The sequence below is a fragment of the Rhodoferax sp. LS1P39 genome (genome assembly GCF_056521425.1).
On the sequence record NZ_JBWMAV010000011.1, the window covers coordinates 151,399 to 174,917 of the forward strand.

At 63.9% G+C, this 23,519-nt stretch carries 20 protein-coding genes; 10 read left to right on the forward strand and 10 right to left on the reverse strand.

Annotation, left to right across the window (positions count from 1 at the left end):
• The gene (locus AC097O_RS17375; RefSeq protein WP_479594157.1) at window positions 1-2,157 is read right to left on the reverse strand and encodes a molybdopterin-containing oxidoreductase family protein; all 2,157 of its coding nucleotides are present in this window, start codon (window positions 2,155-2,157) and stop codon (window positions 1-3) included.
• 25 nt (window positions 2,158-2,182) lie between these two features.
• Window positions 2,183-4,435 carry a molybdopterin-dependent oxidoreductase gene (locus AC097O_RS17380; RefSeq protein WP_479594158.1) on the reverse strand — a complete coding sequence of 751 codons (2,253 nt, stop codon included), beginning with the start codon at window positions 4,433-4,435 and terminating at the stop codon, window positions 2,183-2,185.
• A 237-nt stretch (window positions 4,436-4,672) separates the two neighbouring features.
• Here AC097O_RS17380 and AC097O_RS17385 point away from each other — a divergent pair, with 237 nt between their 5' ends.
• The 5 genes from AC097O_RS17385 (at window position 4,673) to AC097O_RS17405 (ending at window position 9,013) form a co-directional block, all read left to right on the forward strand.
• Window positions 4,673-5,035 (forward strand): nuclear transport factor 2 family protein, encoded by a 363-nt coding sequence (locus AC097O_RS17385; RefSeq protein WP_315184727.1) that lies wholly within the window; start codon window positions 4,673-4,675, stop codon window positions 5,033-5,035.
• Window positions 5,036-5,110: 75 nt separating this feature from the next.
• Window positions 5,111-6,781 carry a DUF1302 domain-containing protein gene (locus tag AC097O_RS17390; protein ID WP_479594159.1) on the forward strand — a complete coding sequence of 557 codons (1,671 nt, stop codon included), beginning with the start codon at window positions 5,111-5,113 and terminating at the stop codon, window positions 6,779-6,781.
• Window positions 6,782-6,818: 37 nt separating this feature from the next.
• Window positions 6,819-8,183, forward strand: a complete 1,365-nt coding sequence (locus AC097O_RS17395) for a DUF1329 domain-containing protein (RefSeq protein ID WP_479594160.1) — start codon at window positions 6,819-6,821, stop codon at window positions 8,181-8,183.
• Window positions 8,184-8,187: 4 nt separating this feature from the next.
• Window positions 8,188-8,604 (forward strand): nuclear transport factor 2 family protein, encoded by a 417-nt coding sequence (locus AC097O_RS17400; RefSeq protein WP_479594161.1) that lies wholly within the window; start codon window positions 8,188-8,190, stop codon window positions 8,602-8,604.
• Window positions 8,594-9,013 carry a limonene-1,2-epoxide hydrolase family protein gene (locus tag AC097O_RS17405; protein WP_479594162.1) on the forward strand — a complete coding sequence of 140 codons (420 nt, stop codon included), beginning with the start codon at window positions 8,594-8,596 and terminating at the stop codon, window positions 9,011-9,013. The genes AC097O_RS17400 and AC097O_RS17405 overlap by 11 nt, the downstream gene beginning before the upstream one ends.
• On the opposite strand, the gene AC097O_RS17410 is transcribed toward AC097O_RS17405, so the two are convergent.
• Complete coding sequence (locus tag AC097O_RS17410) at window positions 8,999-9,934, reverse strand: helix-turn-helix transcriptional regulator (protein WP_479594163.1); 936 nt, start codon at window positions 9,932-9,934, stop codon at window positions 8,999-9,001. The two genes, AC097O_RS17405 and AC097O_RS17410, sit on opposite strands and share 15 nt — an antisense overlap.
• Window positions 9,935-10,125: 191 nt before the next feature.
• Here AC097O_RS17410 and AC097O_RS17415 point away from each other — a divergent pair, with 191 nt between their 5' ends.
• The 3 genes from AC097O_RS17415 to AC097O_RS17425 are packed head-to-tail and all read left to right on the forward strand — an operon-like array spanning window position 10,126 to window position 13,295.
• Window positions 10,126-11,157, forward strand: coding sequence for a hypothetical protein (locus AC097O_RS17415; protein ID WP_479594164.1), 1,032 nt, complete (start codon window positions 10,126-10,128; stop codon window positions 11,155-11,157).
• Between the two features lies 1 nt (window position 11,158).
• Window positions 11,159-12,010 carry an SDR family NAD(P)-dependent oxidoreductase gene (locus AC097O_RS17420; RefSeq protein ID WP_479594165.1) on the forward strand — a complete coding sequence of 284 codons (852 nt, stop codon included), beginning with the start codon at window positions 11,159-11,161 and terminating at the stop codon, window positions 12,008-12,010.
• A gap of 4 nt (window positions 12,011-12,014) precedes the next feature.
• On the forward strand, window positions 12,015-13,295 hold the full coding sequence (locus tag AC097O_RS17425; protein WP_479594166.1) for an MFS transporter: 1,281 nt from the start codon (window positions 12,015-12,017) through the stop codon (window positions 13,293-13,295).
• Between the two features lie 140 nt (window positions 13,296-13,435).
• Here the strand turns inward: AC097O_RS17425 and AC097O_RS17430 are convergent, their stop codons facing one another.
• The gene (locus AC097O_RS17430; RefSeq protein WP_315184751.1) at window positions 13,436-14,359 is read right to left on the reverse strand and encodes a helix-turn-helix domain-containing protein; all 924 of its coding nucleotides are present in this window, start codon (window positions 14,357-14,359) and stop codon (window positions 13,436-13,438) included.
• A 104-nt stretch (window positions 14,360-14,463) separates the two neighbouring features.
• Window positions 14,464-15,291: an SDR family NAD(P)-dependent oxidoreductase gene (locus AC097O_RS17435; RefSeq protein WP_479594167.1), complete on the reverse strand. Its 828-nt coding sequence runs from the start codon at window positions 15,289-15,291 to the stop codon at window positions 14,464-14,466.
• A gap of 284 nt (window positions 15,292-15,575) precedes the next feature.
• On the opposite strand from AC097O_RS17435, the gene AC097O_RS17440 reads away from it, so the two are divergent.
• Window positions 15,576-17,153: a phytoene desaturase family protein gene (locus AC097O_RS17440; RefSeq protein WP_479594168.1), complete on the forward strand. Its 1,578-nt coding sequence runs from the start codon at window positions 15,576-15,578 to the stop codon at window positions 17,151-17,153.
• On the forward strand, window positions 17,150-18,376 hold the full coding sequence (locus tag AC097O_RS17445; protein ID WP_479594169.1) for an MFS transporter: 1,227 nt from the start codon (window positions 17,150-17,152) through the stop codon (window positions 18,374-18,376). Before AC097O_RS17440 ends, AC097O_RS17445 begins: the two co-directional genes overlap by 4 nt.
• Window positions 18,377-18,409: 33 nt before the next feature.
• Here the strand turns inward: AC097O_RS17445 and AC097O_RS17450 are convergent, their stop codons facing one another.
• From AC097O_RS17450 to AC097O_RS17470, 5 genes are all read right to left on the reverse strand, one after another.
• Window positions 18,410-19,333, reverse strand: a complete 924-nt coding sequence (locus tag AC097O_RS17450) for a quinone oxidoreductase family protein (protein WP_479594170.1) — start codon at window positions 19,331-19,333, stop codon at window positions 18,410-18,412.
• A gap of 25 nt (window positions 19,334-19,358) precedes the next feature.
• Window positions 19,359-20,720 (reverse strand): phosphotransferase, encoded by a 1,362-nt coding sequence (locus AC097O_RS17455; protein ID WP_479594171.1) that lies wholly within the window; start codon window positions 20,718-20,720, stop codon window positions 19,359-19,361.
• 111 nt (window positions 20,721-20,831) lie between these two features.
• Window positions 20,832-21,323, reverse strand: coding sequence for a flavin reductase family protein (locus AC097O_RS17460; RefSeq protein ID WP_479594172.1), 492 nt, complete (start codon window positions 21,321-21,323; stop codon window positions 20,832-20,834).
• Window positions 21,320-22,072: a TetR/AcrR family transcriptional regulator gene (locus AC097O_RS17465; protein WP_479594173.1), complete on the reverse strand. Its 753-nt coding sequence runs from the start codon at window positions 22,070-22,072 to the stop codon at window positions 21,320-21,322. The genes AC097O_RS17460 and AC097O_RS17465 overlap by 4 nt, the downstream gene beginning before the upstream one ends.
• A gap of 5 nt (window positions 22,073-22,077) precedes the next feature.
• On the reverse strand, window positions 22,078-23,295 hold the full coding sequence (locus AC097O_RS17470) for an acyl-CoA dehydrogenase family protein (RefSeq protein WP_479594174.1): 1,218 nt from the start codon (window positions 23,293-23,295) through the stop codon (window positions 22,078-22,080).
• Window positions 23,296-23,519 lie beyond the last annotated feature (224 nt).

A 23,519-nucleotide genomic window follows, 5' to 3' on the forward strand; every position in this document is an offset into this window, starting at 1 on the left:
CTAGGTCCTCTCTTTATAAGCTTCAATCGAAACGGGAATCGCCGACATATGCGGCATGGCGTTAATAGCTTCGTACGCGCGGTCAGCCGAGATCAACAGGTTGGTCGATGCGCCATGCGCCTCAAAGCTGGCGGGGTCGTTGTCGGCGCGGCCCCAGTTGTGGCTCATGGAGACCACGCCGCGGCGCAAGGTGTTGTCGGGTTTGACAATGCCCACAATGGCGCCATGCTGCGCACGGATGTACACCCGCTGCCCAGAGGTGAGCTGCAAGCGTGCCAGGTCATCGCCATGCATGTGCAGCGGGTTGTAGGGGTTGCGCTGGCGGATGCTGGCGGTGTGCATGCCCAGCGAGCCGTTCACATCCCGCATGCGGCGGGAAATCAGATGGAATGCGTTGCCCTCCAGCGCTTCAGCCGGTGGCTCCGCCGCAATGGCATGGAGTTCGTCCACCACATCCTGTGGGGCCACCGCAAAGCGCCCTGCCCCAGGGCGTGCGGGCAAAACCGGGTTGGGTTCGCTGCGCCGGTCCCAGATGCCATCGGCACTGTGCTGCATCTCGGCCAGTGTCACCGTAGCCCGGTGCAAGCCCAAAGACAGCAGTTCCTCGGAAGTCGGTACGCGGTCCATCGCCATGGCTTGCCCGCCGTACTGCAGGGGCAAACCCATCCGCCGTGCTAGCGCAAAAAACACGTACCAGTCGTCCACCACGTCGCTGCCAGGAGGCGGCGCAATGGCGGCGGGCGCGTACTGCGTCCAGGCATCGGCATACAGTGGCCGCCCCAGCGTCAGCGGCAGGTCGTCGCGCTCGTACTGCAACTTGGGCGAGAAAACGTAATGCGCTTGCTCGGCCGTGGGGGTGATGTGCGGGTCTATCACCACCAACAGCTCCAGCGAGCGCAAGGCCTGCAGCATGCGGGCTTTGTCCGGCACCGAATTGGCGATGTTGGCACCGTCGATCACCAGCGCCTTGATCTGGCCCGGCCCCGGTGTGAGTATTTCGTCGGCCAGCGTAGCCGTGAGTTTCTCGCCATACAAATGCCCTACGCCACGGATACGGCTGGCAGGCAAAGCATCCCAGGGCCGTGTGGGTGGTACCACATCGGCATACCAGTGGACGGGCGGCTGCAAGGGATCGAAATGGGGCATGCGCTCTCCGGCCCGCTTGAAGTGCCCGCACACCACGTCCAGGCACTGGATGAGGTGCTCCGCCAGATTGGAGTGCGGTGCCATATTGGTGCCCGTGCCGGTAATTACCGCGCCGCGCCGTGAAGGCTGTGCAAACAGCACCGCCGCAGCCCGCAAGTCCTCTGCGCCAATGCCAGCTCGCTGGGCCACCACTTCTGGCGTGAACGGCTCCACCGTGCGGCGTAACGCATCCAGGTCCTGCACATGCTCTGCACAAAAATTGGCATCGTGCAGCCCATTGCCCAGGATCTGACGCAACAGACCGGCAGCCACAATCGGGTCGGTGCCGGGAATGGGCTGCAAAAAGATGTCGGCATGGCGTGCGGTTTCGCTCTCGCGCGGGTCTACGACGATCAGCTTCATGCCCCGGGCGCGTGCCAATTTGAGCCGTTTGACCGGGTCGCTGACCAGCATGCCACCGGCAGAATGGGACACCAGGGGATTGCAGCCGAACACCAGCAGCACTTCGACATCGTCGATATGGATTTGGCCTGCGTGCCAGGTTCCAAGCCGACCCGCTGCTATGTATTTTGCAGACTGGTCGATGGTCAGCGTGGTGTACAACGAGGTGGAACCCAGCGCACGCAAAAACTCCCCGTGCATGCGAAACGCCGTGGACGTATGAAATCCCGCCGTGCCGCGAAACAGCGCCACCGCGTTCGGCCCATCGCGCGCCACGATGGCCGCCAGCCGCTGCGCAATGGCATCCAGGGCCTGTTCTGTGCCCACGCGCTGGAAGCTGCCGCCCTCGGTGCGCTGCAAAGTATGCAACTGGCGGGCCGCACCGTGGTGCGCATCTACTGCCTGCAGGCCCTTGAAACACGCGTAGCCCTTGCTGATAGGGTGCTCGCGGTCCCCCCGGATACCGGTGATGCGGCCTTGCTCAATGGTCAGCACCACCCCGCAGGCCGCAATGCACATACGGCAAAAAGATTTGGCTTCGTGAACAGAGTCGGCGGGGTTAGCGTTCATCCCACCCACTCTAAGCGGGGCAATATCAGGCAAGCGCGGTCAACGATGTCGATAAAGCGCTGGAAGCATCGCCGATCCGCAGGATCTGCACCGGAATGCCGTTCAGCACCGCATTACCCGAGGCAGCATCCACAAAAGGCCCCGGACTCAGCAGGTTGATGTTGATGCCCGCGTGCTGGGCCGCCACCTGCGTTTGGGTGCCCTGGGCACCATGGCCCCAGCCGTGCGGCAGCGATACCACGCCGGGGCGGATGTCGTCAGTGATCTCCACCGCCACCTGCACCGACCCGCTCTCGCTGCGCACCTCCACGGTATCCCCCGCAGCAATTCCCAGCGTGTGCGCGTCTTGCGTGTGCAGGTGCAAGGTGCAGCGATCTTTTCCGCGTACCAAGGTGTCCACGTTGTGCATCCACGAATTCATGGAGCGCAGATGGCGGCGGCTCACCAGCACCAAACCAGGGGGTGGCAAGGCCATGGCCCGCTCCAGCCGGGGTAGATCGGCCAGCACATGCAATGGTGCCAGCTCGATGCGGCCCGATGGGGTTGTCACGCCTGCATCGCCCTGCGGCCCGGCAGCACCCAGCATGATGCCGTCGGGCGCATCAATGAAGGTCTGCAAGTTCATGCCATCGGGGTTCTCGCCAAACCGGTCGCCAAACGGCCCGGTGCGTATGCACAAATCCAGAATGCGGGCTCCGCCACGCTCCGGCAAGGTGCTGAAGGCCAAGTCGTGGGAAATGCCTTTCAGGTCGCACATGCCTGCAAAGTACGCATCATCCAATGCATCCAGATCGGCCTGCGGATTGCCGCCCATGATGGCTCCCAGGCGCGCCAGCACACGCCACTCTGGCGGGCGGTCTACCGGCTCAAACAGAGTGGGCGAATAGTGGCCGCCGGTGGTCAATGAAAACGGCCAGGCCCATACGTCCCAGTGCGGCTGCTCCAGCGGTGTCAGCGCGGGCAGAATCACATGCGCATGGCGGGTGGTCTCGTTGCGGTACAGGTCGATGCTGACCATGCACTCCAGTTGGGGCAAGGCGGCATCCAGCCGCGCCGAGCCGGGTGCCGACAACACGGGGTTGCAACCCATGGTGACCAGGCTGCGGATCTGCCCCGGCCCGGGGGTGTCGATTTCCTCGGCCAGGCAAGAGGCCGGGTACTGGCCCAAAACCCCCGGCACGCCCCGCACACGGATAGGCTTGCCGTATAGCGGCGTATCGGAAGGCAAAGCAGGGTTTAAAGCCAGGTGCGGTGCGACCTGCGTGCTCCACAGCGTGCCGCCCACGGCATCCAGATTGCCCGTCAAGGCCCCCACCACATCCACCAGCCACGAGGCCAGCGTGCCGAATTCCTGGGTACAGGTGCCGATACGCCCATACACGGCAGCGCGGGGCGCATCGGAAATCTCGCGGGCCAGCTGCACGATCACCTCTGCAGGTACGCCGCAAAATGCCGACGCTCGCTCAGGTGCATAGTCCTGTGCTGCCGCGCGCAAGGTTTCCAGGCCGTTCACCCGGCCCTCCAGATGCTTCAGCCGTACCCGGCCTTCGGCAAACAGCACATGCACGATGGCCAGCAGCAAGGCCGCATCGCCGCCGGGGCGAATCGACACCCACTGGTCGGCCACCTGCGCGGTACCGGTGCGAACCGGGTCCACCACAATCACCCTGCCGCCGCGTGCCCGCAGGGCCTTGATGGCGCCCATGGCATCTGGATGCGAAAAAATACTGCCCTTGGATGCCGCAGGATTGCCACCAAAGATGACAAACAGATCGGTGCGGTCCACGTCGGGAATCGGCATCTTCCACATGTCGCCGTACATCAGGAAGTTGGTCACATTCTTGGGCAACTGGTCCACGCTGCTAGACGAATAGCGCTGTGCAAACCGCCCCTGGCGCACCAGCAACGCGGTGTAGCGGCTACCGTCGAAACCGCCCTTGCTCATATTGCCGCTGTAGAAGGCAAAAGCCTCTTGGCCGTGGCGCGCACGCACACCGGCTACCAGTTCTTCGATGCGCGCAAACGCGCCTTCCCAGGTGGTTTCTCGCCAGGTGTCGCCATCGCGCACCATGGGCTGGCGCACGCGGTCCGGATCGTGGTGCAAAGACCCCAGGGTCGTCCCTTTGGGGCAGATGTGGCCTTTGCTGAAGGCGTTGTCGTGGTCAGGTCGGATGCTGATAACTTTCGCATCCTCCACGGTGACTTTGAGGCCGCACATACCCTCGCACAGCGGGCAGGTACGGCGGTGGACGGTGGAATCTGGGGTCGTGGTGGTCATGCCGGTCTCGGTATAAAAAGAGAGCTACCAGTCTAGGCAGCACTGCCTTCGGAGGTGGGTTTCAAGGCATCGCCCAAATGCGGTTCACTAGCTTTGGAGTACAGCCCTGTGCGGCTTGTTAACTCGGAAATGCTTTCGGCATTTCAGCGATAGCGCTTGTGCGCCAGACGCGGCTGTGCGCCGCAACAATCATCCAGCACCCGCCGCTGCGGTGCATTACTTACACAAGGATGGATGATGAAGACACGTACGCCCCAAGAGATTCGCTCTTTCCTGCACCAGCAGGTGGAGATGTGGAACGCCGGCCAAAAGGAAGAGATGTTTGCCCTGTACCACGCCATGGTGCCCGGCAAGATGAGCATTGAATACGTGGGCATTCCCGTGCTGGAAGGCTGGGCCGCGCTGGAAGACATGTGGCAGCGCTTTGCAGGCAAGGTGCATATCGATGTGAAAGAAGTCATGGTGACCGGCAATGAGGCGGCCTGCTACCACCACAACACCAGCGTCGGCGCAGGCACACCCCCACGGCCCAGCATCGAGCTCTACAAGTTTGACGGTGACGACGTGCAAATCCGCTACTTCCACGCGGCCTCCATCTAAGCCAGACAACACGGCAAATAGCCTGTGCCACCGCAGCGCAGGCCTCTTTAAGAACTACAACAAGGAGACATTTCCATGCATACCCCTTTTCGCGTTTGTTCTGGCCGCTCGCCAGCCTTGACCGCGATCTCTGTAGCCCTGCTGGCCTGGTCCGGCGGTGCCCCTGCCATCGAGATCGACACCGGCAATCCCGATCTCAGCCTGCGCGCCGACACCACCGTCCGCTACAACCTGGGTGTACGCACCGACAAGCAAGACTCCCGCATCCTGAACAATTCCACCTACGACGAGTCCGACGGCAAGTTCGGTCGTGGCGATATCGTCACCAACCGGTTGGATTTGCTGGGTGAGTTCGACCTCACCTATAAGAAGCAATTCGGTGCCCGGGTCAGTGCTGCCGCCTGGAACGACCAGGCCTACCACGACACCAGTGTGCGCACCACCGTGCCCGGCTTTTCCTCCAGCTACAACGGCAACCAGTACAACAACAGCGTCAAGCGCTATGTACGTGGGCCGTCGGGTGAAATACTGGACGCGTTCGTCTGGAGCAACTTTCGTATCGGCGACACGCCCATCAACGTCAAAGTGGGCCGCCATACCAACTACTGGGGCGAGGGCCTGCTGATCGGCGCGCATGCCATTTCCTATTCCCAGGCACCGGCAGACGGCGTAAAGGCCTCCACCAGTCCGGGCATCGAGACCAAGGAGGTGTTTTTACCACTGGGCCAGATCTCCGGCCGCGCCCAGCTGACCGACAACCTGACCGTTGCCGCCCAGTATTTCTACGAATGGAAGAACACTCGCCTGCCCTATGGCGGCACTTACTTTGCGCCCGCCGACATGCTGTTTGAGGGGCCAGACAAGTTGCCGGTCGCCGCCAATGGCCTGGCGTTCGCGCGGCAGCCGTCGGTCAAACCCAAGCAATCCGGCAACTGGGGCATTACCGCCAAGTACAACGCCGAGGCTATCGAATCCACCATCGGCCTGTACTACCGGCGCTTTGACGACTACCAGCCTTGGCTGTCCCCGCAGACCCTGGGCGCGCAAAGTGCATTCCGCCTGGCCTACCCCAAGGATGTGTCTCTGATCGGTGTCAGCGTGGCACGCGTGATGGGGTCGGTCAGTGTAGGCACCGAGCTGTCTACCCGCAAGAACGGCGCACTCAATGCCACGGGCATCAGCGCCGTGGACAACGAAGGCCCGCGCGGCGACACCCTGCATGCCATCGTCAACGGCGTCATGCTGTTTCCCAAAACCAGCCTCTTCGACACCGCCAGCCTGGCCGCTGAAGTGGCCTACAGCCAGTTGCTGCAGGTCACCGCACACCCCGAGCTGTTCAAAGGCGTGGGCTACGGTGCCTGCCGGGCGGTGGAAACACCGGGTGTGGTGGGATCCGGCACCAAGGACGACGGTTGCTCCAGCCGCCACTACGCGGCGCTGGCGGTGAACTTCACGCCGCAATGGCTGCAAGTCGCCCCCTCCTGGGATCTGGACCTGCCAATGTCGCTTAACTACGGCATCAAGGGCAATGCCGCCAGCGCAGGCGGTGGCAGCCAAGGGGCGGCGACCTGGGCCATAGGTGCCAAGCTGACCTATGGCCAGCGCCATGAATTCACCCTGCGCTATGCCGACAGCTTCGCCCGGCCCAAATACAACGCAGCCGGTACAGCGCTGCTGGGCGGCAACGGCGGCGTGGGCAATACCGACCGTGGCTGGCTGGCCTTTACCTACAAAACCGGTTTCTAAAACCCGGTCCAACACCCCATCCACTGGAGACAATGCAATGCAATATTCCTATTTCGCCGCAGCCCTGCTGACCGGCCTGCTCAGTTCCGCCTTTGCGGCGGTTCCCGCAGAAGAAGCCCAGCAACTGGGCACCAGCCTGACGCGCTTTGGTGCCATCAAGGCGGGCAACAAAGACGGCAGCATTCCCGAGTACACCGGCCAGCAGATCAAGGCCCCCGCCGACTACCAGCCCGGCAGCGGCATCTACACCGACCCGCTGCGCGATGAAAAGCCGCTGTACCGCGTCACTGCCAAAAACCTGGACCAGTACGCCGACAAGCTGACCGAAGGCCAGAAGTTCCTGCTGAAAAAGAACCCGGCCACCTACTACATCGATGTTTTCCCCACCCACCGCACCGAGGTGTATCCCGACAAAGTGCTCAAGGCCACCGAGCGCAACGCCACCGCCTGCAAACCGGTGAAAGACTATTTCGCTGTGGATGCCAGTTGCCGAGGCGGCCTGCCCTACCCGATTCCCAAAACGGGCTATGAGGTGATGTGGAACATGCTGCTGCGCTGGCAGGGTGAAGGCGTACTGGTAGCGCCCTCGCAACGTGCTTGGCTGGTGGACTCGGGAGGCCGCGTCACCATGACCTCCGAGCAGTACGCCATGCAGGAAAAACCTTACTACCAGCTCGACCAGGCCGACCGTGACCCGCAAATGCTGATGCGCACCTATTCGATCACGCGCGCACCCTCGCGCCTGGCGGGGGTAGGCAGCGGTATCGTGGACTATCTGGACATGGACACCAAACCCCGCCGCGCCTGGAGCTACACCCCCGGCCAGCGCCGGGTACGCCTGGCGCCCGAATTCGCCTACGACACCCCGGTGGCCTCGCTGGGCGGTGCCACCCTATTTGACGAACTGTGGATGTTCTCCGGCAAGATGGACCGGTTCGACTTCAAGCTGGTGGGCAAAAAGGAAATGCTCCTGCCCTACAACAGCTTCAAGTACTACTTCGGCTGCAAGCACGAGGCCAAGCTGATGGCCAAGCATGTAGACCCGTCCTGCGAGCGCTGGGAACTGCACCGCGTCTGGGTGGTCGAGGCCACGCTCAAGCCCGGCCAGCGCCACGCCTACTCCAAGCGGGTGTACTACATCGATGAAGACGGCTACGGCGCAGGCATGTTCGATGCGTTTGACCATGAAGGCACCCTGTACCGGGCGATGTTCAACCTGAACGTACCCTTCTACGACGCAGGCTTCGTCTACGCGGGCTCCAGCATCATCTACGACTTCAGCAAGAGCATTTACCTCACCGTAGCCGATGTCAGCGTGGGTGGCTACAAGGTGGTGACACCGGCTTTGCCAGAGCGTGACATGGGTGCCGACGCGACCATGGTGCGCGAGAGCGTGCGCTGAGCGCATGGCCGCCTTGGAAGATGCCCATAAGCAGGTGGCTAGCGCCTTCCTGCGGGCCATTGAAGACGGCGATGGAGCGGCCCTGGAAGCCCTCCTCGCCCCCGACTTCCATTGGTGGGTGGCTGGCTGGGGAGAACGCAGCCGTGCGGCGCTGCTCTCCGCCCTGGCCCGCACCATGGCGGCCTTTTCCACCCGCCGCATCACCGTCACCGGCATCACCGCCGAGGGCGAGCGTGTGGCGGTGGAAGCCGAAGGCCACTTTGAACGCCCCGGACTCGTTTACGCCAACACCTACCACTACCTTTTCATCGTGCGCGATGGACACATCGCCAGTGGCCGCGAGTACTTCGATACCGCGGCCGCCAGCGCGGCATTTGGACCGCCCCATCCAACCCAACCGGAAAAAAACCATGACCAATGAAGACATCGTCCGCAACTTTATCAGCGCCTTTCGCGAGACCTGGCCGCGCGACCTGGATGCCGCGCTGGCCCCACTGGCCGAGGATGCCACCTACCAGATCATCGTGCCGTCGATTGCACCCATCCAGGGCCGGGCGGCGATCAAGGCCGAACTGGTGCACATGCAAAAGCGGGTGGTCGAACAGCGCCACGACATGAAAACCGTTGCCGCCAGTGGCAACACCGTGTTTACCGAGCGGGTGGACTGGTCTTTCAGCAAAGGCCGCTGGGTGTCCATCCCGCTGGTGGCGGTGTTTGAGCTGAACGCTGCCGGGCAGATTACCGTGTGGCGCGAGTACCTGGACCCGTCGGCCGTGGCCGCACAGCATGGCATGACCCTGGAGGAACTGCGCGGCTCATTCAGCGTCTAAGGCGCTCTGCAACCGCACGCCGCAGGCTTCGCGGTACTGCTGCGGTCGCATGCCGGTGGCCTTGCGAAAGGCTGCGGTAAAGGCCGAGGCGCTCTCGAAGCCGCTGCGCCCTGCGACCTGCTTGACCAGCAGGTGCGGGTCCGACAGCAGCAACTTGGCTTTGGCAATGTGCGACGCCGCCACAAAGCTGCGCAGGGTGATGCCCACGGTGTTCTTGAACATCACCGGCAGCTCCCGGCTCGACAAGCCGCAGGCGGCGGCCAGCGCCTGCAGAGGCACGCCCTCAGGCACGGCCAGTTCTATCCGCTCTTTCACGGCAGACACCTGGCGCGGGCTGAGCTTGCTGGCAGCGGTGGCCCGGTCGGGCGGTTGGGCACCAAAATGCCGCTGTGCCTCCAAAGCCAGCAGCGTGAGCATGGAGGTAATCTGCAACTCGCTGGCAAATGACGGGTTCTGCAGCTCGTCCAGCAGCCAGCCCATCGTGGTCTCCAGCCGGTCATTGCGGATATCCAGCGCCGCCACCGGGTCCACGTCGTCCCAGTCGCCAAATTGCCGGTCCAGCAGGCCCAGGCGGATGGGGTCGAACATGCACAAGATGGAGCGGGAATGCCCGGGCGACCAATGCAGGTCCAGCGTGTGCTCGGGGGCCAGAAAATTGAGCCGTCCCACCGGGTTGCGCGCGCCGTGGGCACCGCTGACGGTGTACTGGGTCTCGTGGTGGTCAGACCCATCGCGCAGCAACAGCTCAAAGGTGCAGCGATCGCCGGTCTGTACCGTGGACTGGCCGCTGGCGGCCCAGTGCACATCCTGCACCCGCACCTCAAAAGCCGGGTCTACCCGCCGCGCCGAGATAGCGCGCACGTGCGTCACGTCCAGGTCGCTGGCGAGCCGGGGGTTGGCAGAGTGGCAAGCTTCATTCATGATTAGACAATATTCGCAATAGTGTTTCAATTCTGAGGCGAAGGCAAGCCGTAAAAACCCGGCTGTAACTCATCGACACGGTGCGCCATTTCGGCGAGATAGCCCACGGCCCGCAAACCCGCAGAAGCCACGATCATCGGCAGAACACCACTGCGCCCCAGCGCTGCTCTCCTGTTTCTAGAAAGACACCGATGAAAACCTACCCCCGCATTCCCGAGCGTGGCGACTTTGCCTTCCAGATGCTGGTTGCCCCCTACCGCAGCAACGGTGCTGCCATGTACGACCTGCGCGGTTTCTACGGCCTGCACCTGAGCAAAACCATGCCGTTTGGCTGCCTGCGCGATGACGAAGGGGCCATGTACTCCATGGTGCGCTCGGTCAACTCGCCCACCGGCACGCCCAACGCCACCAAGTTTGTCTACCAGACCACCCGCGTGGATGGCAAAACCCTGCGCATGGACAAGCCCCGCATGGCTGCACAGGCCCAGACGCTGATGCCCACCCGCGCCCTGGAAGGCGACACCGCCAAATGGACCAGCCTGCCCGATGAACCCGGCAACGCCTGGAAGCTGGATGCGTCTGGCGAGCACATGCACTGGGTGGAAGAAGGCTTGCTGGATGTGCAGGGCCGCATCATCGGCCCCGGTATGCAGTGGCTGCTGCCCGGCGTGGACTGGGGCACTTTCTACATCTCGCAGCTGTATGACGTGAGCGGCACCTGCGAAGGCCGCAAGGTCAAGGGCATCATGGCGGTGGAACAGTCCTACATGGCCGAAGGCGGTGCGGTGCACTCCAAAAAATGCCTGATCGTGAACAACAAAAAGCACGTGGTGTGGTGCGCCTTTGCCAATGTCTATGCCGATGGCAGCATTGACGCAGGCACCTTCCTGGTGGGCCACGAGAACCTCGGTTTCGCTTTTCTGACCAACGAAAAAGGCGAAGTCCGCACCACCACCGACATCGAAGCCAAAGTGAAGCACAAGGAGGGCAGCTACTTTGTTGACACCGCCCGCATCACCATCGAAGGCCACGAGGAATGGGAATTCCTGCCCGACCCCAAAGGTGAAATGGTGGACTTCCTGGGTGGATTTCCACCCACCTCGCAGCAGGAAGGCCGCTGGCGCCGGGTGGGTGACACCCGCGTGCCCGACCGCTGGTTTGCCTGGGGCGAAACCGACCGTCGCAACGGCACCGCGCGCAATGTGCTGGGTACCGAGCTCTGATATGGCGGCCCCCCTGAACTCTGGCACACCACCCGCCCGCCCCGGCCCGCACCTGGACCGCTTCAAGGGCCAGGTCGCCATCGTCACCGGCGGTGCCTCCGGCATTGGCGAAGCCACCTGCCGACGGCTGGTGGCCGAAGGTGCCACCGTGGTGGTGGCCGATGTGAACGGCGACCGGGCGGCCTCGCTGGCCGATGCACTGGGCCCGAACGCCATCGCGCAGCAGTTTGATGCCGCCGATGTCACTTCGATCGAACGGCTGGTGCTGGGCACGGTCAAACGCTTTGGCCGCCTGGACGTGCTGCACAACAACGCCGCCCTCACCTCCCCGGCCCTGCACGCGCAGGACACCAACGCCATCGACATCAGCTTCGAGACCTGGGACAACGTGATGGGTGTGAACCTGCGCGGCTACCTGGCGGGCTGCAAGTACGCACTGCCCACCATGGTTGCGCAGGGCAGCGGTGCCATCATCAACACCGCGTCCACTGGCGCTTTCTCGGGCGACATCACGCGCATGGCCTACACCGTGTCCAAGGCCGCCATCATTGGCCTGACCCGCCAGATCGCCACCCACCATGGCCGCCAGGGCATACGCTGCAACGCGGTGGCCCCCGGCCTGGTGCTGTCCGCCGGTTCGCTGGCGGCGGTGCCAAACGTGATCAAGGTGATGCAGCGCCATCTGCTGACACCCGAGATCGGCGAGCCCGAAGACCTGGCCGCGCTGGTGTGCTTTCTGGCATCCAGCGAAGCCCGCTACATCAACGGGCAAACCTATATTGCCGATGGCGGCATGCTGGCCCACAACCCGGCCATGGCCGACCTGATCGACCTTGCAGACCAAGGCGCCTGAACCCATGCTATCTACCGCCCCCTCCGCGTCCATCGCGGCAAGTGCCTCCACCCCGCTGGGTGAATTCCAACGCGGCTGGCGCATCGTGCTGCTGGCCCTGGCCGGTGCCGCCACCACTGTCAGCGTAACTCTGCTGTACAGCTTTGGCACCCTGGTGCTGCCGCTGCAGCAGGCTTTTGGCTGGAACCGGGGCGATCTGCAAATTGCCATCAGCTGCATGTCGGGCGGCGTGGTGGTGGCCAGCCAGTTGGCGGGCTGGCTGAACCTGCGCTGGGGCATACGGCGCGTGACGCTGGTGTCGCTGGTGGCGCTGCCGTTTTCCTTTTTCGGACTGACCCTGGTCAACGGCTCCATTGGCTGGCTGTACCTGGGCTACTTTTTGGTACCGATAGTGGGGGCCGGGATCACTTTTGTGACCTGGACCCAGCTGGTCAGCGCCTGGTTTGACCGCAAGCGCGGGCTGGCCCTGGCCGTGGTCTTGTGCGGCTCGGGCATCACCGCGGCCATTTTGCCCACCGCGCTGACCTGGGCCATGGCCCGCTGGGACTGGCGCGCGGGCTTCTGGCTGATGGGCCTGCTGCCCACCTTGTTGGCACTGCCGCTGGCCTGGCGCTTTCTGGTGCCCAGCCCGAACGCTGCCAAGGCGACACCGGCAGCCGGGACCGCCAAGCCGGTCGTGGACAACGCCAGCTTCAAGCTCACCGTGCGCTCACGCAAGTTCTGGGTGCTGAACGTGTCGCTGACGCTGGTGGTGTCGGCCGTGGTCGGCATGGTCACCAACACCGTGCCGCTGCTGCGCGACATCGGCCTCACCGCCACCCAGGCCAGCAGCGTGTTTGGCAGCTTTGGTATTGCCCTGATTTCGGGCCGCTTGCTGGCGGGTTGGCTGATCGACCGTCTGTGGGCCCCCGGTGTGGCCGCCGTGGCGCTGCTGATGCCCAGCATCGGCTGCCTGCTGCTGTGGACGGCGGATGCCAACTCCTCGGCCATCGTGCTGACCGCCGCCGTGGCCCTGGTGGGCATTGGCGCGGGGGCCGAGTTCGACCTGTCGGCCTACCTGATTGCGCGCTACTTTGGGCTGAAGGACTATGGCCGCCTGTTTGGCATCCACCTGGGCCTGATCACTGGTGGCAGCATGCTGGCCCCGCTGATGTTTGCCGCCATGTACAAAATGACCGGCGGCTACGGCGCGATGCTGGCCTACTGCGTGGGCTGCTGCGTGGTAGGCCCCCTGCTGCTGCTCACCCTGGGCCGCCAGCCGCCGCTGGAGTCGGCACACAGCTAAACCATTGTGCATTTATAGAATATATAGACCAACTCTTTTGCAAAGATTATTGGCAGCTAGCGCTTATTGAATAAGCGCAACAAGCTATCAAATTCTATGCAGACTGCAGTTTATAAGTGCAATTTATGCACAGCAGTCGCTCAGTGCCGGGTGGGCGACGCATCCATACCCAACACACCCAGACTCTGCCGGTACTGCAATGGGGTCAAACCGGTGGCGCGTCGAAACGCATCGCCAAACGCCGCCGCACTGCGAAAACCGCTGCCGTAGGCCACTTGCTTGATCAGCAGGTCGCCATCGTCCAGCAGCAGCTTGGCGCGGGCGATGTGGGTGGCGGCCACGTAGCTGCGCAGGGTCTGGCCGGTGGTGCGTTTGAACATGGTGGACAGCTCGCGCGCGGGCAGGTGGCAGGCGGCAGACATGTCGGCCAGCGACAGGCCGCTGGGGTCGTTCGAGCTTTCCACCAGTTCCTTGAGAAGGCCCAGTTGGCGGGTGCTCAGGTGGCCATGCGGGGCGGCAGATTCGGCTTCCTTGCCGCCCGCGCAGTGGCGGTGCAGCTCGATGGCCATCATGGTCAGGATGCAGCTGATGTGCAGCCCGCTGGCAAACGAAGGCGATGCGGTTTCTTCGGCCAGCCACTGCATGGCGGTGCGTAGCTTGTCGTTTTGCACGTCCAGGGTGCTGATTTGATCGACATTGCCCCAGTGCCAGTCCACCGAGCCCAGCAACCCCAGTTGCTTGGGGTCCAGCACGCAGACCACCGCGTGGCGGCGGCCTTCGTTCCAGCGGATAGCGCGCTCGGACTCGGGCGGCATGAAGTTGAGCATGCCCACCGGGCGCTCTTGCCCGCAGGCGGTTTGCACGGTGTAGCGGGCCCGGCCCAGTGCGGGGGCTTCGGCCAATTCGATCAGGCAGTGCTTGCCCGACAGCACGTTGATCGCGCCGGGCTCGGCCCAGTAAATTTCTTGCACCGACACCTCGTAAGAGGCTTCCTTGAGGTGCGCGCCAATCACCTTGATGGGTGCCAATGTGTTCATCAGCGGCTTGAGTTCGGCCGTTTGCATAGTAGTGTCTCCTTGGGGTGCACAGCAGCCCCATATGAGACACTAAATACAGTTCTGTTCAAATACTGGTTATCCCTCGTACCTTTGCCCCGTGCCCCTGCGGGTCAGGCAGGACCGTAAAAGTTGTTCAAAAAGCTGCTCTGTGTCTCCACCCGCTCACGCCGCAGCGTGGCAGAAACCATCGGGTTGTCTGAATCTTCGGCGGCGCTGAGCACCAGGGTCGGGCCCTGGCCCACGCTGGCCAGGCCGATGCGGGCGACCTCCTGCGACGAGGTCAGCGCCACGGCATCGGGCGAGAGCTTGAACTTGGCAAACACGGTGCGCAGCTTGGGGGTGTCGGTGGCACCGATCAGCAGGTTGACCACGTCCACGCCATGGGGCTTCAGCTCTTTCCACAGGCTTTCGCCAAAGTTCATGGCAAAGGCCTTGGTGGCCGTGTACAACGCCAGCCGCCCGCAGCCGCCCAAAGCCGCCTCCGAACCCACCAGCACCAGCCCGCCCCGGCCCCGCTGCACAAACCGGGTGGCAAAGCCGTGGCAGGCCTCGGTCAGAAAGTCGATATTGCGCTGGGTCAGGGTGCGCCAGGCCTGGTAGCTGCTGTCCAGGAACTTGCCGCCCACGCTGTCGCCGCCTGCGTTGAACACCACCAGCCCCAGGTCGCGGCCCGCCGCCAGCGTCTGCAGCGTGCTGGCCGCGTCCGTTGCCGACAAATCCAGCGGGCAGGTCACCACCTCCACGCCATGGGTGCTGCGGATCTGGGCAGCCAGTTCCTCCAGCTTGTCCGGGCGGCGGGCCACCAAAATCACGTTCAGCCCCTTGGCGGCCAATTGCAGCGAAAACTCGGCACCGGTGCCCTCCGAGGCTCCCGCCACCAGCGCCCAGGGGCCATAGCGTTCGAGGAATGCGGAGTCAGATGCAGTGGGGGTAGACATAGTGTGTAAATGCTCGGTGTTGAAAAGATGCTGCATCTTCTGTGCGCCCAGGCCCCTGGGCAAGCCTGGCAGACCTTGCCGAACGGCGCTTTGCTATCGCCCAAACGCAAACCCCCGGGCCGGCACGCTCCATCCATCGGTGTTTTCCCGCGGTTTGCGGGCAGCTTCGTTTCACCAGGGGTACAACAAGTTAAATTACACACATAAGCAACATATGTTCAACTATTCGGTTGCGGGAACGGCTGCCGAACCCGATGGACACGAAAGAGATAACAAGGACACACATGACACATTCTGAATACGACGTAGCCATCGTCGGTGGCGGCCACAACGGCCTTTCTGCAGCCTGCTACCTGGCCCTGGCGGGCAAAAAAGTCGTGGTGATCGAAGCGCTGGACAAAGTCGGCGGCATGGCCACCTCGGGCCATGTGATCCCGGCTGCGCCCCAGCACGTGGTGCACACCTGCGCACTCGATCTGATGTCGCTGCGCGTGCACCCCATGATGCCGCTGGAGCTGGGCCTGGAGGCGCATGGCTTCCGCCAGGTGGAAATGACCCCGGGCTATGTGTATCTGCACCCCGATGGCAACTCGCTGGTGTTCTGGCGCGACCGGCAAAAAACCGCTGCCGAAATCCGCCGCTTCTCGGCCAAGGATGCCGAGGCCTTTCTGGACCTGATGAAGGTGCTGGACGCTTTCATGGACATGGCGATTCCCATGATGCGGGTGGATCCCGCGCACTTCAACTTCGGTGCTAAGTTCGAGGCCTTGCGGGCCGTGCTGCGCAACAAGAAGCTCAAGCCCGAGATCATGGCGCTGATGACCGGCTCGGTCTACCAGGCCACCATGGAGCGCTTCGAGCACCCGGTGACCATCTCGGCCATGTGCTGCCTGGTGGGTGCCGCCGGCCCCATCACCAGCGACGGCACCGGCATCTACTTCATTCTGCTGGGCTTTTTGCACCGCTTCGGCGTAGGCCGGGTGGTGGGCGGCATGCAGCAACTCACCAACGCCATGGCCGCGCGCCTGAAAGAGCTGGGCGGCGAGATTCTGCTGTCGGCCCCGGTGGACGAGATCGTGGCAAAAAACGGCAAGGCCCAGGGCGTGAAGCTGCGCGATGGCCGCATGGTCGAAGCCAAGGCCGTAGTGGCCACCATCCACCCCAAGATGGCGTTCGAAATGGTCACCGCCGGTGCCATCGAACACCGTCTGATGACCCGTGTGGCCCTGGCCCCGGCCAATGCCCACGGGGCCTCGCCCCTGAAGGTGGACATGGCGCTGAACGGCCAGGTGTCCTTCCCGCGCCACGCCGCCATGCGCACCGACGGCCTGGACCTGCGCAAATGCGTGATGCTGATCGGCACGGTCGAGGCGGTGCTGGAGAACTTCAGCACCTCCGCCCATGGCGAAGTACCCAAACTGCCCTATATGTGGATCACCGCGCCCAGCGGGGTCGATCCCACCCAGGCGCCTCCCGGCCAGGATGTCGCCTACCTGTATCCCGTGGCCATGCCGGTGAACCCGCGCGAAGGCTGGGATGCCATCCGCGACAGCGTGGGCCAGCAGGTGATCGACCAGGCCAGCGACTACATGCATGGACTGAAAGAATTTGAAATTGGCCGCCGCGTCGAAGCCTCGCCCGACCTGGCCAAGCGCCTGAACGTGCACAACGGCTGCGTAGTGCATGTGGACACCTCCACCCTGCGCTCGGGCCTGATGCGCCCGGCCTACGGCGCAGGCGTAGAGACGTTGCCGGTGGCAGGCTTTTACCTGGGCGGCGCGGGCATCCACCCCGGCGGTGGTGTGAACGGCCTGCCCGGGCGTATCGCGGCCAACCGGGTCAAACGCTTCCTCGCCAAATGACGGCTGCCCCGGCGGGTGAATTCCGCACCGGCTGGCCCACTCTGCTGCTGGCCATGGTGGGTGTGGCCACCAGCGTCAGCGCACTGCTGATCTACAGCCTGGGCACCCTGGTGGTGCCGCTGGAGCAGGCCCTGCACTGGAGCCGTGCCGACCTGCAGATTGCGGTGAGCTTTCTGGCCGCAGGCGGGGCGATTTCGGTGAACCTGGTCGGCTGGCTGAACCAGCGCTTTGGCATGCGCTTCGTCTCCGGCGTGTCCATGCTGGCCGTGGTTCTGGCGTTTGCCTCGCTGACGCAAATGCAGGGCTCCATTGGCTGGATGTACCTGGGCTACTTTGTGTTGCCCTTCATCGGCCTGGGCACCACGCCGGTGACCTGGACGCACATCGTCGCCCTGCACTTCCAAAAACACCGGGGATTGGCTCTGTCCATCGTGCTGTGCGGCACCGGCTTTACTGCCGCCTTGCTGCCGTCCGCCATGGCCTGGGCCATGGCGCGCTGGGGCTGGCAGGCGGGCTACCTCACGCTGGCGGCCCTGCCCTTGCTGCTGTGGTTGTCGATGGCCTGGCGGCGCTTGCCTGCGCGCACGGTGGCTACGGGTCTGCCCACGCCTTTGGCTGCGGCTGCCAGCACCGGCATGCCGTTTGCGCAAGCCCTGCGGGACCGCCGCTTCTGGGTCTGCAATATCGGCCTGGGGCTGGTGGTGTCTGCCATCTACGGCATGGCCACCAATACCGTGCCGCTGCTGCGCGACATCGGGCTAACGGCAGCCGAAGCCGGTGGCGTGTTCGGTGTCTTTGGCGTGGCGTTGATCGTGGGCCGCATCGGGGTGGGCACGTTGATCGACCGCCTGTGGGCTCCGGGTGTGGCCGCGATTGCGCTGGCCTTGCCAGCGGTGGGCTGCCTGCTGTTCCTCGCAGCCGATGCCAGCACCCCCGTGGCCCTGTTGTTGGTGGCCACGGCGCTGGTGGGTGTGGGTTCGGGGGCGGAATTCGATATTGCCGCCTACCTGGTGTCGCGCTACTTTGGCCTGCGCGACTACGGTCGGCTGTTTGGCCTGCACCTGTGTGTGGTGACGCTGGGCTCCACCGTGGCTCCGTTTGTGTTTGCAGGCTTGCTGCGCAGTACGGGCGGATATGCGGCGATGCTGGTGGTGTGCGCCGCGTGCTGCGTGGTCGGGCCGCTGCTGCTGCTGACCCTGGGGCGCTATCCGGCCAAGAGTTGAACCGTTGGCTCCTGGAGCCAACGGTTTATCGGTTTAGCGGATGCGCGCCGTAACCTTGGCGTGCGGGCCGCTCACCTGGGCAGCCCAGGCCTCGGCAGCCTGGTCGAAGGCAAAGTCCACATAGTCGACGATGATCTTCTGCTCGCGGGCAATCACCAGCAGGCGCTCCCAGATGGCACGGCGGTCGGCAGGCGGGCGCTGGCCGGTGCCGATGGTGGACAGCGTGCGAAACAGCAGGTCGCCCATGTCCAGCTGGATCTGCCGACCGGCACCGGTGCCGATGGTCATGATGCGGGCACCCCAACGCGTGGCTTTCAGCGAGGTCAGCAGCGGCTGGCCGCACACCAGGTCCAGCACCACGTCAAAGCCGCCATTCGATGCGTCCTTGAGCGCGGCCACGTCGTCGCTGCCGCCCATGCGCACCACCTCGTCGGCAATGCCCCGCGCTTTCAGCGACTGCAAGGCTTCTTCAGAGCGGGCGGCGGCCACCACGCACCCGGCACCCAGGTGGCGGGCCAGTTGCAGGGCGATCTGGCCCAGCGTGCCGGTGGCACCCAGCACCAACACGTTTTCGCCCTTCTGGATCTTGGCCTGCTCCAGCGGCACGATGGCCCCGGTAGCTGCAATGCCCATGCTGATGGCGGTTTTGTCGTCCACGTTGTCGGGCACGGCCCAGACTTCTTCGGCAGGCACCAAAGTGCGTTCGGCCCAGGCGCCAAAGGGCAGCACCGAGCGCTCGCCAAAGTACACCCGCTGCCCGTCCGGGTTGCGGCCTACGCCCTCGCCACGGATCACGCAGGGGTATTCCACGCCCAGGCGGTACGCACCCAGCACGTCCCAGCCGCCCAGTCCTGCGGTGTCCACGTCGATCAGCACAGCGCCTTCACGCGGCTCGGGTTCGCGGAACTGGCCCACCACCGGCGGGGCTCCACGTTCAAAAATAATGGCTGCTTTCATCTTTTTCCTTGGTCACTTACAAAAATCAATGCGTCGGGGTGAGCACCACGTGGGTGGCCGAATGCCCGATACGGGTGGGGCCGTACAGCAGCAGCTTGCGCCCTTCGATGGCGGCAAACAGCTTGAACAGTTGAGCATCGTCCTCGGGCCCGGCGCGCAGCACATAGGCTTCCAGCGCGGCTTCGGCCAGCGGCCATTCGGTAAACTTTTGCCCCAGCAGCGCGGACACGTCAGCCAGATCGCGCTGCTTCATTTCCTCGCCCATGGCATCGCCCCGCACCAGCCACTCGATGATCTGCGCGGCCGAGTCCCTGCGCGACACCTCCAGCGGCACCGTGGTGTCGATGCGGGCTACCGTGTCGGCCAGCTTGGCCAGGGTAGCCGCGTTATCGCCGAGGCGCGGTGTGGGCGCAGGCTCCGGCGTGATGGTTTCGCCCATCAGAGACGCTTGGGAGAGCAAGATCACCTGGCGCAGGGCCAGGTCAAACTCCATGTACACCGAATGCGCGTCGCCCGGCTGCGGCACGCCCACAGTGCCGGTGAACTGCATGGCTCCCAGCGTGGCGAACAGCAGGGTGTGGAAATCGACTACCTTGTGGTCGATCTTCTCGCCCGAAAACTCTTCGTAGTGGCGGCACAGTACGCGCAGGTCGTCGCCCAGCGGCTCGATGGAGTTACGCATGCGCATGGTGGCAATGTCGACCATGGGGTCGCCAATCATGCTGAACTCAAAGTCGTACAGGGCGGTGAGCTGGCCATCCTTGAAATGGAACTGCCCTGAATCGAACTGGATGAAGGCCGCCTGGTTGCGGTGCTTGGGCACGTTGCGCCGGATCCAGCCAATCACAAACTCCAGCATCGGCTCGGGTCGGCTCTTGGTGCGCAGGTACAGCGGCATGTAGGCATCCAGCCCCACCAGGGCAATCGCCTCGGCCCCTTGCGGCAAATGCAGGCCCTTGGCCACAAACGGTGCCACCGGCACCTTGTGCATCTTGGCCACCTCGGCCATGTACTGGCGGGCGATGGCGCTGCGCTCGGCGTCGCTGGCGGCCTCGGCCATATTGCGGCTGCCCGGAATCGCATCCATCAGAATGCACGGCGGGTCTTCGCAGAAACCATAGATGCGCGGCACGGCAATGCCGTGTTCTTCCAGCACACTGATCACATCCGACTCGCGGCTCAGCTCGGGGAAGATAGCCACATCGCCCTCGCGGTCGCCGCGCAGGTGCAGGTGCTGCAGCACGCCGTCGCGCTCCACATCCACAAACCAGGCGGGCCGCCAGCGCACCTGGCGCACCATGCTCTTGATTTCGCCACCGGTGGCTTGCTCCACAAAAGCCCGCAATTTGGCCTCGCCCGCTTCACCGTAATCGGCTGCATTCTTCATATCCACGCCCGTTCTCGTAGGTTGTTTTGTCAATTTCCATCATAGGTTTGGGGGTGGAAAAACAGGCTGCGGCCACTATCGCCAAAGCACCTTTGTACATAGATGAAGCGTTCACACTGGCGCTTGCGCGATATGCCGGTAGCGGCCCTGGAAGTACAACAGCGGATCGCGCTGCGGCTCAAAATCGAAGCGCTTGACCCGCCCCACAAACACCAGGTGGTCGCCCGCGTCCAGCGTGGTGTAGGTTTCGCATTCAAAGGTGGCGGTGGCACCGTCGATCACCGGCACGCCGGGCTCGCGCAGCGCCCAGTCCAGGCCCTTGAAACGGTCTTCACCGTGCTGCACAAAGCGGGTGGACACATCCTGCTGGTCGCAGCCCAGTACGTTGATGCCGAAGACGGCTGCGCTTTGGAAGTTCTCCAGGTTGGACGAGCGTTTGTCCAGGCAAAACAGCACCAGCGGCGGGTCCAGCGAAACCGAGGTAAACGAGTTGGCCGTCAGCCCTACCGGCTGGCCGTCGGCATCGGTGGTGGTGACGATGGTCACGCCCGTGGCAAAGCTGCCAAAGGCACGCCGCAGCAACCGGGGATCGACCGCGCTCATACTGCCTCCTGGGCGGCCAGCAGCTTGGCGGGCTTCCACCAGGGTAGCTCTGCACTGTGCGCCATCAGCACCTGCCAGGCTGTCGCGACCGCCTGCTGCGCGTCGGCTAGGGGCATGCCCAGGCCGTGTAGCACCATGGCCGTGAGTTGCTGCGCATACGCCGGGTCTAGCCTGGGCGCATGCACGATGCGCTGCGCACCGGCCTGGGTGGCGCCGATGGTGAAGTCCAGCGCGGCATCCAGCGAGTCAAAAGTCATCAGCCCCGCTGCACGGGCCTCCTGCAGGCAGGCGGTTACGGCCATGCCGTGCAGGTCGTCACGGTCAAAGTACGCCACAAAATCCACCTTGGAGGTAAACGCCACCCGGGCTGGTTCCATCGCGGCCCGGCTCAGCGTGAGCAAAGGGCCACCGGCGGCACGGACCGCTACATCGGCCACACTGCCGAACAATTGGCTGTAAGTGGCGACCATTTCCTCGGCCATACGCTGGCCCAGTTCGGGCAGGATTTCATCCAGCGACTCGAAGTATTTGTAGAAGGTGCCACGCGACACACCGGCCACGCGGACCACGTCGTCGATCACCGGGCGGGTGCCGGGGGCGCTACCGGCGTAGGCATCGAAGGTGGCGGCCAGCAGGCGCTCGCGCATGCGGCCCCGCTTTTCGGCACCCACGCGGGAGCGGAAGTCGGCGGAGGCATCCACAGGCGGCTGCGCTGCTGCATCGGTAGAAGTTGAGAGTGATGTGGACATGGCAATCAGGCGGCGTCTATGCGCGCCAACAGGTTCAGGTTGGAGTCCTGCCCCACCAGGGCGCGGCCATAGAGTTCGTTGGACAAAATGGTGTTCAGCGCCGTGTGCCGCGAACCCAGGCTCAGGTCGCGCCAATGCCGCTGCAAGGGGCTGCTGGCGGCAAAAGCGCCCGGCCCGGCGACATCCATCAGGCGTTCGCCCGCACGCCGTAACTGGCGCATGGCATAGCCGCAATCGGCCTGGATGCGGGCCTTCTCAAAGCCGGTCAGCAAACGGGTTTGGGCGGTTTCGTCGATCTGCGCCACCGCACGGCGTACATGCAGCCAGGCCGAATCGATCTCCAGCGCCGCCTCGCCCAGTTGGCCCACAAAAGCCTGCGAATCCGCCTGCACCGGGTATTTCCAGCCGATCACCGGGCGGGCCGACAAACCCGCACGCACGGCATCCAGCAGGGCCGTGGCCGCGCCCAGCATGGGCGACAGCACACCCAGGGGAAACAAGGGCTCCATCGGCCAGCGGTCGCGCGGCTCCAGGTTTGCCGACGACGCACTGGCGCTGCCCCGGCGCATTTGCGAGAAACGCAGTACCAGTTCCTTAGGCACCAGCGCCTGGTCGGCCACCACGGTGTTGCTGCCAGAGGCCGACAGGCCCGCCATGTTCCAGGTGTCGCGGATGCTCACCGCATCGCCACGCAGGGGCAGGATGGCAAAACCGGCATCCACCACTTGGCCGTCGGCGTCCAGAATCCGCACGCCGTTCAGGGCCCAATCGGCATGCAGGCAGCCCGAGGCATAGCCCCAGCTGCCGCTCACCCGGTAGCCGGCCTCGGTTTCCTGCGCCGTGCCGGTGGGGCCCGCCACACTGCAAAACAGTTCGTTGCCGGTGCGGAAGACCTGCTCGATCACCTGCGGCTGCATGGACGCCACCGATGCCGTCACACCCGACAACAGGCCAAACGCCCAGGCCGTGCCCGCGCAGCCCTGGGCCAAAGCCGCCACGGTTTCTACGTGGGTGATGAGCTTGCGCCCTACCCCGCCCGCCCGCCGGGGAAACATCATCTGGAACAAACCTGCTTCGCGGATGGCCGCCATCGCCGCTTCGCTGGCCCGGTTGTCGCGCTCGGCCTGCTCGGCGTGGGCCGCCAACAGCGGGGCCAGATGGCGGGCCAAGGCGACCGGGTCGGTGGCAGTCTGAGGCTGGGGATCAAGGGTTGCGGTGTCCATTTTTTGTCTCTTTGTGTGTGGCTGGAACCGCAGTTTCACACACAATCGTCAAAGTGACAATAGTGTTTATTATTAAAAATTCACCACTATAAATTTAATCAGTTTTGCCTGATTAGCTACCTGCCTCAGACCAACGAAGAAACTTCAAAGGCTGCGGCTGGGTGAGACAGGCGGCGCGCAGCAAACGCGGCAGCATAGCCGCCAAGTCAAATCGACGGTTAAAG

What these genes read in the sequence shown, in the direction of transcription:
- AC097O_RS17455 (WP_479594171.1), bottom strand. Translation starts at nt 20,720, where the DNA reads ATGAAGAATGCAGCCGATTACGGTGAAGCGGGCGAGGCCAAATTGCGG.
- AC097O_RS17420 (WP_479594165.1), top strand. Translation starts at nt 11,159, where the DNA reads ATGGCGGCCCCCCTGAACTCTGGCACACCACCCGCCCGCCCCGGCCCG.
- AC097O_RS17445 (WP_479594169.1), top strand. Translation starts at nt 17,150, where the DNA reads ATGACGGCTGCCCCGGCGGGTGAATTCCGCACCGGCTGGCCCACTCTG.
- AC097O_RS17415 (WP_479594164.1), top strand. Translation starts at nt 10,126, where the DNA reads ATGAAAACCTACCCCCGCATTCCCGAGCGTGGCGACTTTGCCTTCCAG.
- AC097O_RS17405 (WP_479594162.1), top strand. Translation starts at nt 8,594, where the DNA reads ATGACCAATGAAGACATCGTCCGCAACTTTATCAGCGCCTTTCGCGAG.
- AC097O_RS17410 (WP_479594163.1), bottom strand. Translation starts at nt 9,934, where the DNA reads ATGAATGAAGCTTGCCACTCTGCCAACCCCCGGCTCGCCAGCGACCTG.
- AC097O_RS17400 (WP_479594161.1), top strand. Translation starts at nt 8,188, where the DNA reads ATGGCCGCCTTGGAAGATGCCCATAAGCAGGTGGCTAGCGCCTTCCTG.
- AC097O_RS17385 (WP_315184727.1), top strand. Translation starts at nt 4,673, where the DNA reads ATGAAGACACGTACGCCCCAAGAGATTCGCTCTTTCCTGCACCAGCAG.
- AC097O_RS17390 (WP_479594159.1), top strand. Translation starts at nt 5,111, where the DNA reads ATGCATACCCCTTTTCGCGTTTGTTCTGGCCGCTCGCCAGCCTTGACC.
- AC097O_RS17395 (WP_479594160.1), top strand. Translation starts at nt 6,819, where the DNA reads ATGCAATATTCCTATTTCGCCGCAGCCCTGCTGACCGGCCTGCTCAGT.
- AC097O_RS17465 (WP_479594173.1), bottom strand. Translation starts at nt 22,072, where the DNA reads ATGTCCACATCACTCTCAACTTCTACCGATGCAGCAGCGCAGCCGCCT.
- AC097O_RS17375 (WP_479594157.1), bottom strand. Translation starts at nt 2,157, where the DNA reads ATGAACGCTAACCCCGCCGACTCTGTTCACGAAGCCAAATCTTTTTGC.
- AC097O_RS17450 (WP_479594170.1), bottom strand. Translation starts at nt 19,333, where the DNA reads ATGAAAGCAGCCATTATTTTTGAACGTGGAGCCCCGCCGGTGGTGGGC.
- AC097O_RS17470 (WP_479594174.1), bottom strand. Translation starts at nt 23,295, where the DNA reads ATGGACACCGCAACCCTTGATCCCCAGCCTCAGACTGCCACCGACCCG.
- AC097O_RS17425 (WP_479594166.1), top strand. Translation starts at nt 12,015, where the DNA reads ATGCTATCTACCGCCCCCTCCGCGTCCATCGCGGCAAGTGCCTCCACC.
- AC097O_RS17440 (WP_479594168.1), top strand. Translation starts at nt 15,576, where the DNA reads ATGACACATTCTGAATACGACGTAGCCATCGTCGGTGGCGGCCACAAC.
- AC097O_RS17430 (WP_315184751.1), bottom strand. Translation starts at nt 14,359, where the DNA reads ATGCAAACGGCCGAACTCAAGCCGCTGATGAACACATTGGCACCCATC.
- AC097O_RS17435 (WP_479594167.1), bottom strand. Translation starts at nt 15,291, where the DNA reads ATGTCTACCCCCACTGCATCTGACTCCGCATTCCTCGAACGCTATGGC.
- AC097O_RS17380 (WP_479594158.1), bottom strand. Translation starts at nt 4,435, where the DNA reads ATGACCACCACGACCCCAGATTCCACCGTCCACCGCCGTACCTGCCCG.
- AC097O_RS17460 (WP_479594172.1), bottom strand. Translation starts at nt 21,323, where the DNA reads ATGAGCGCGGTCGATCCCCGGTTGCTGCGGCGTGCCTTTGGCAGCTTT.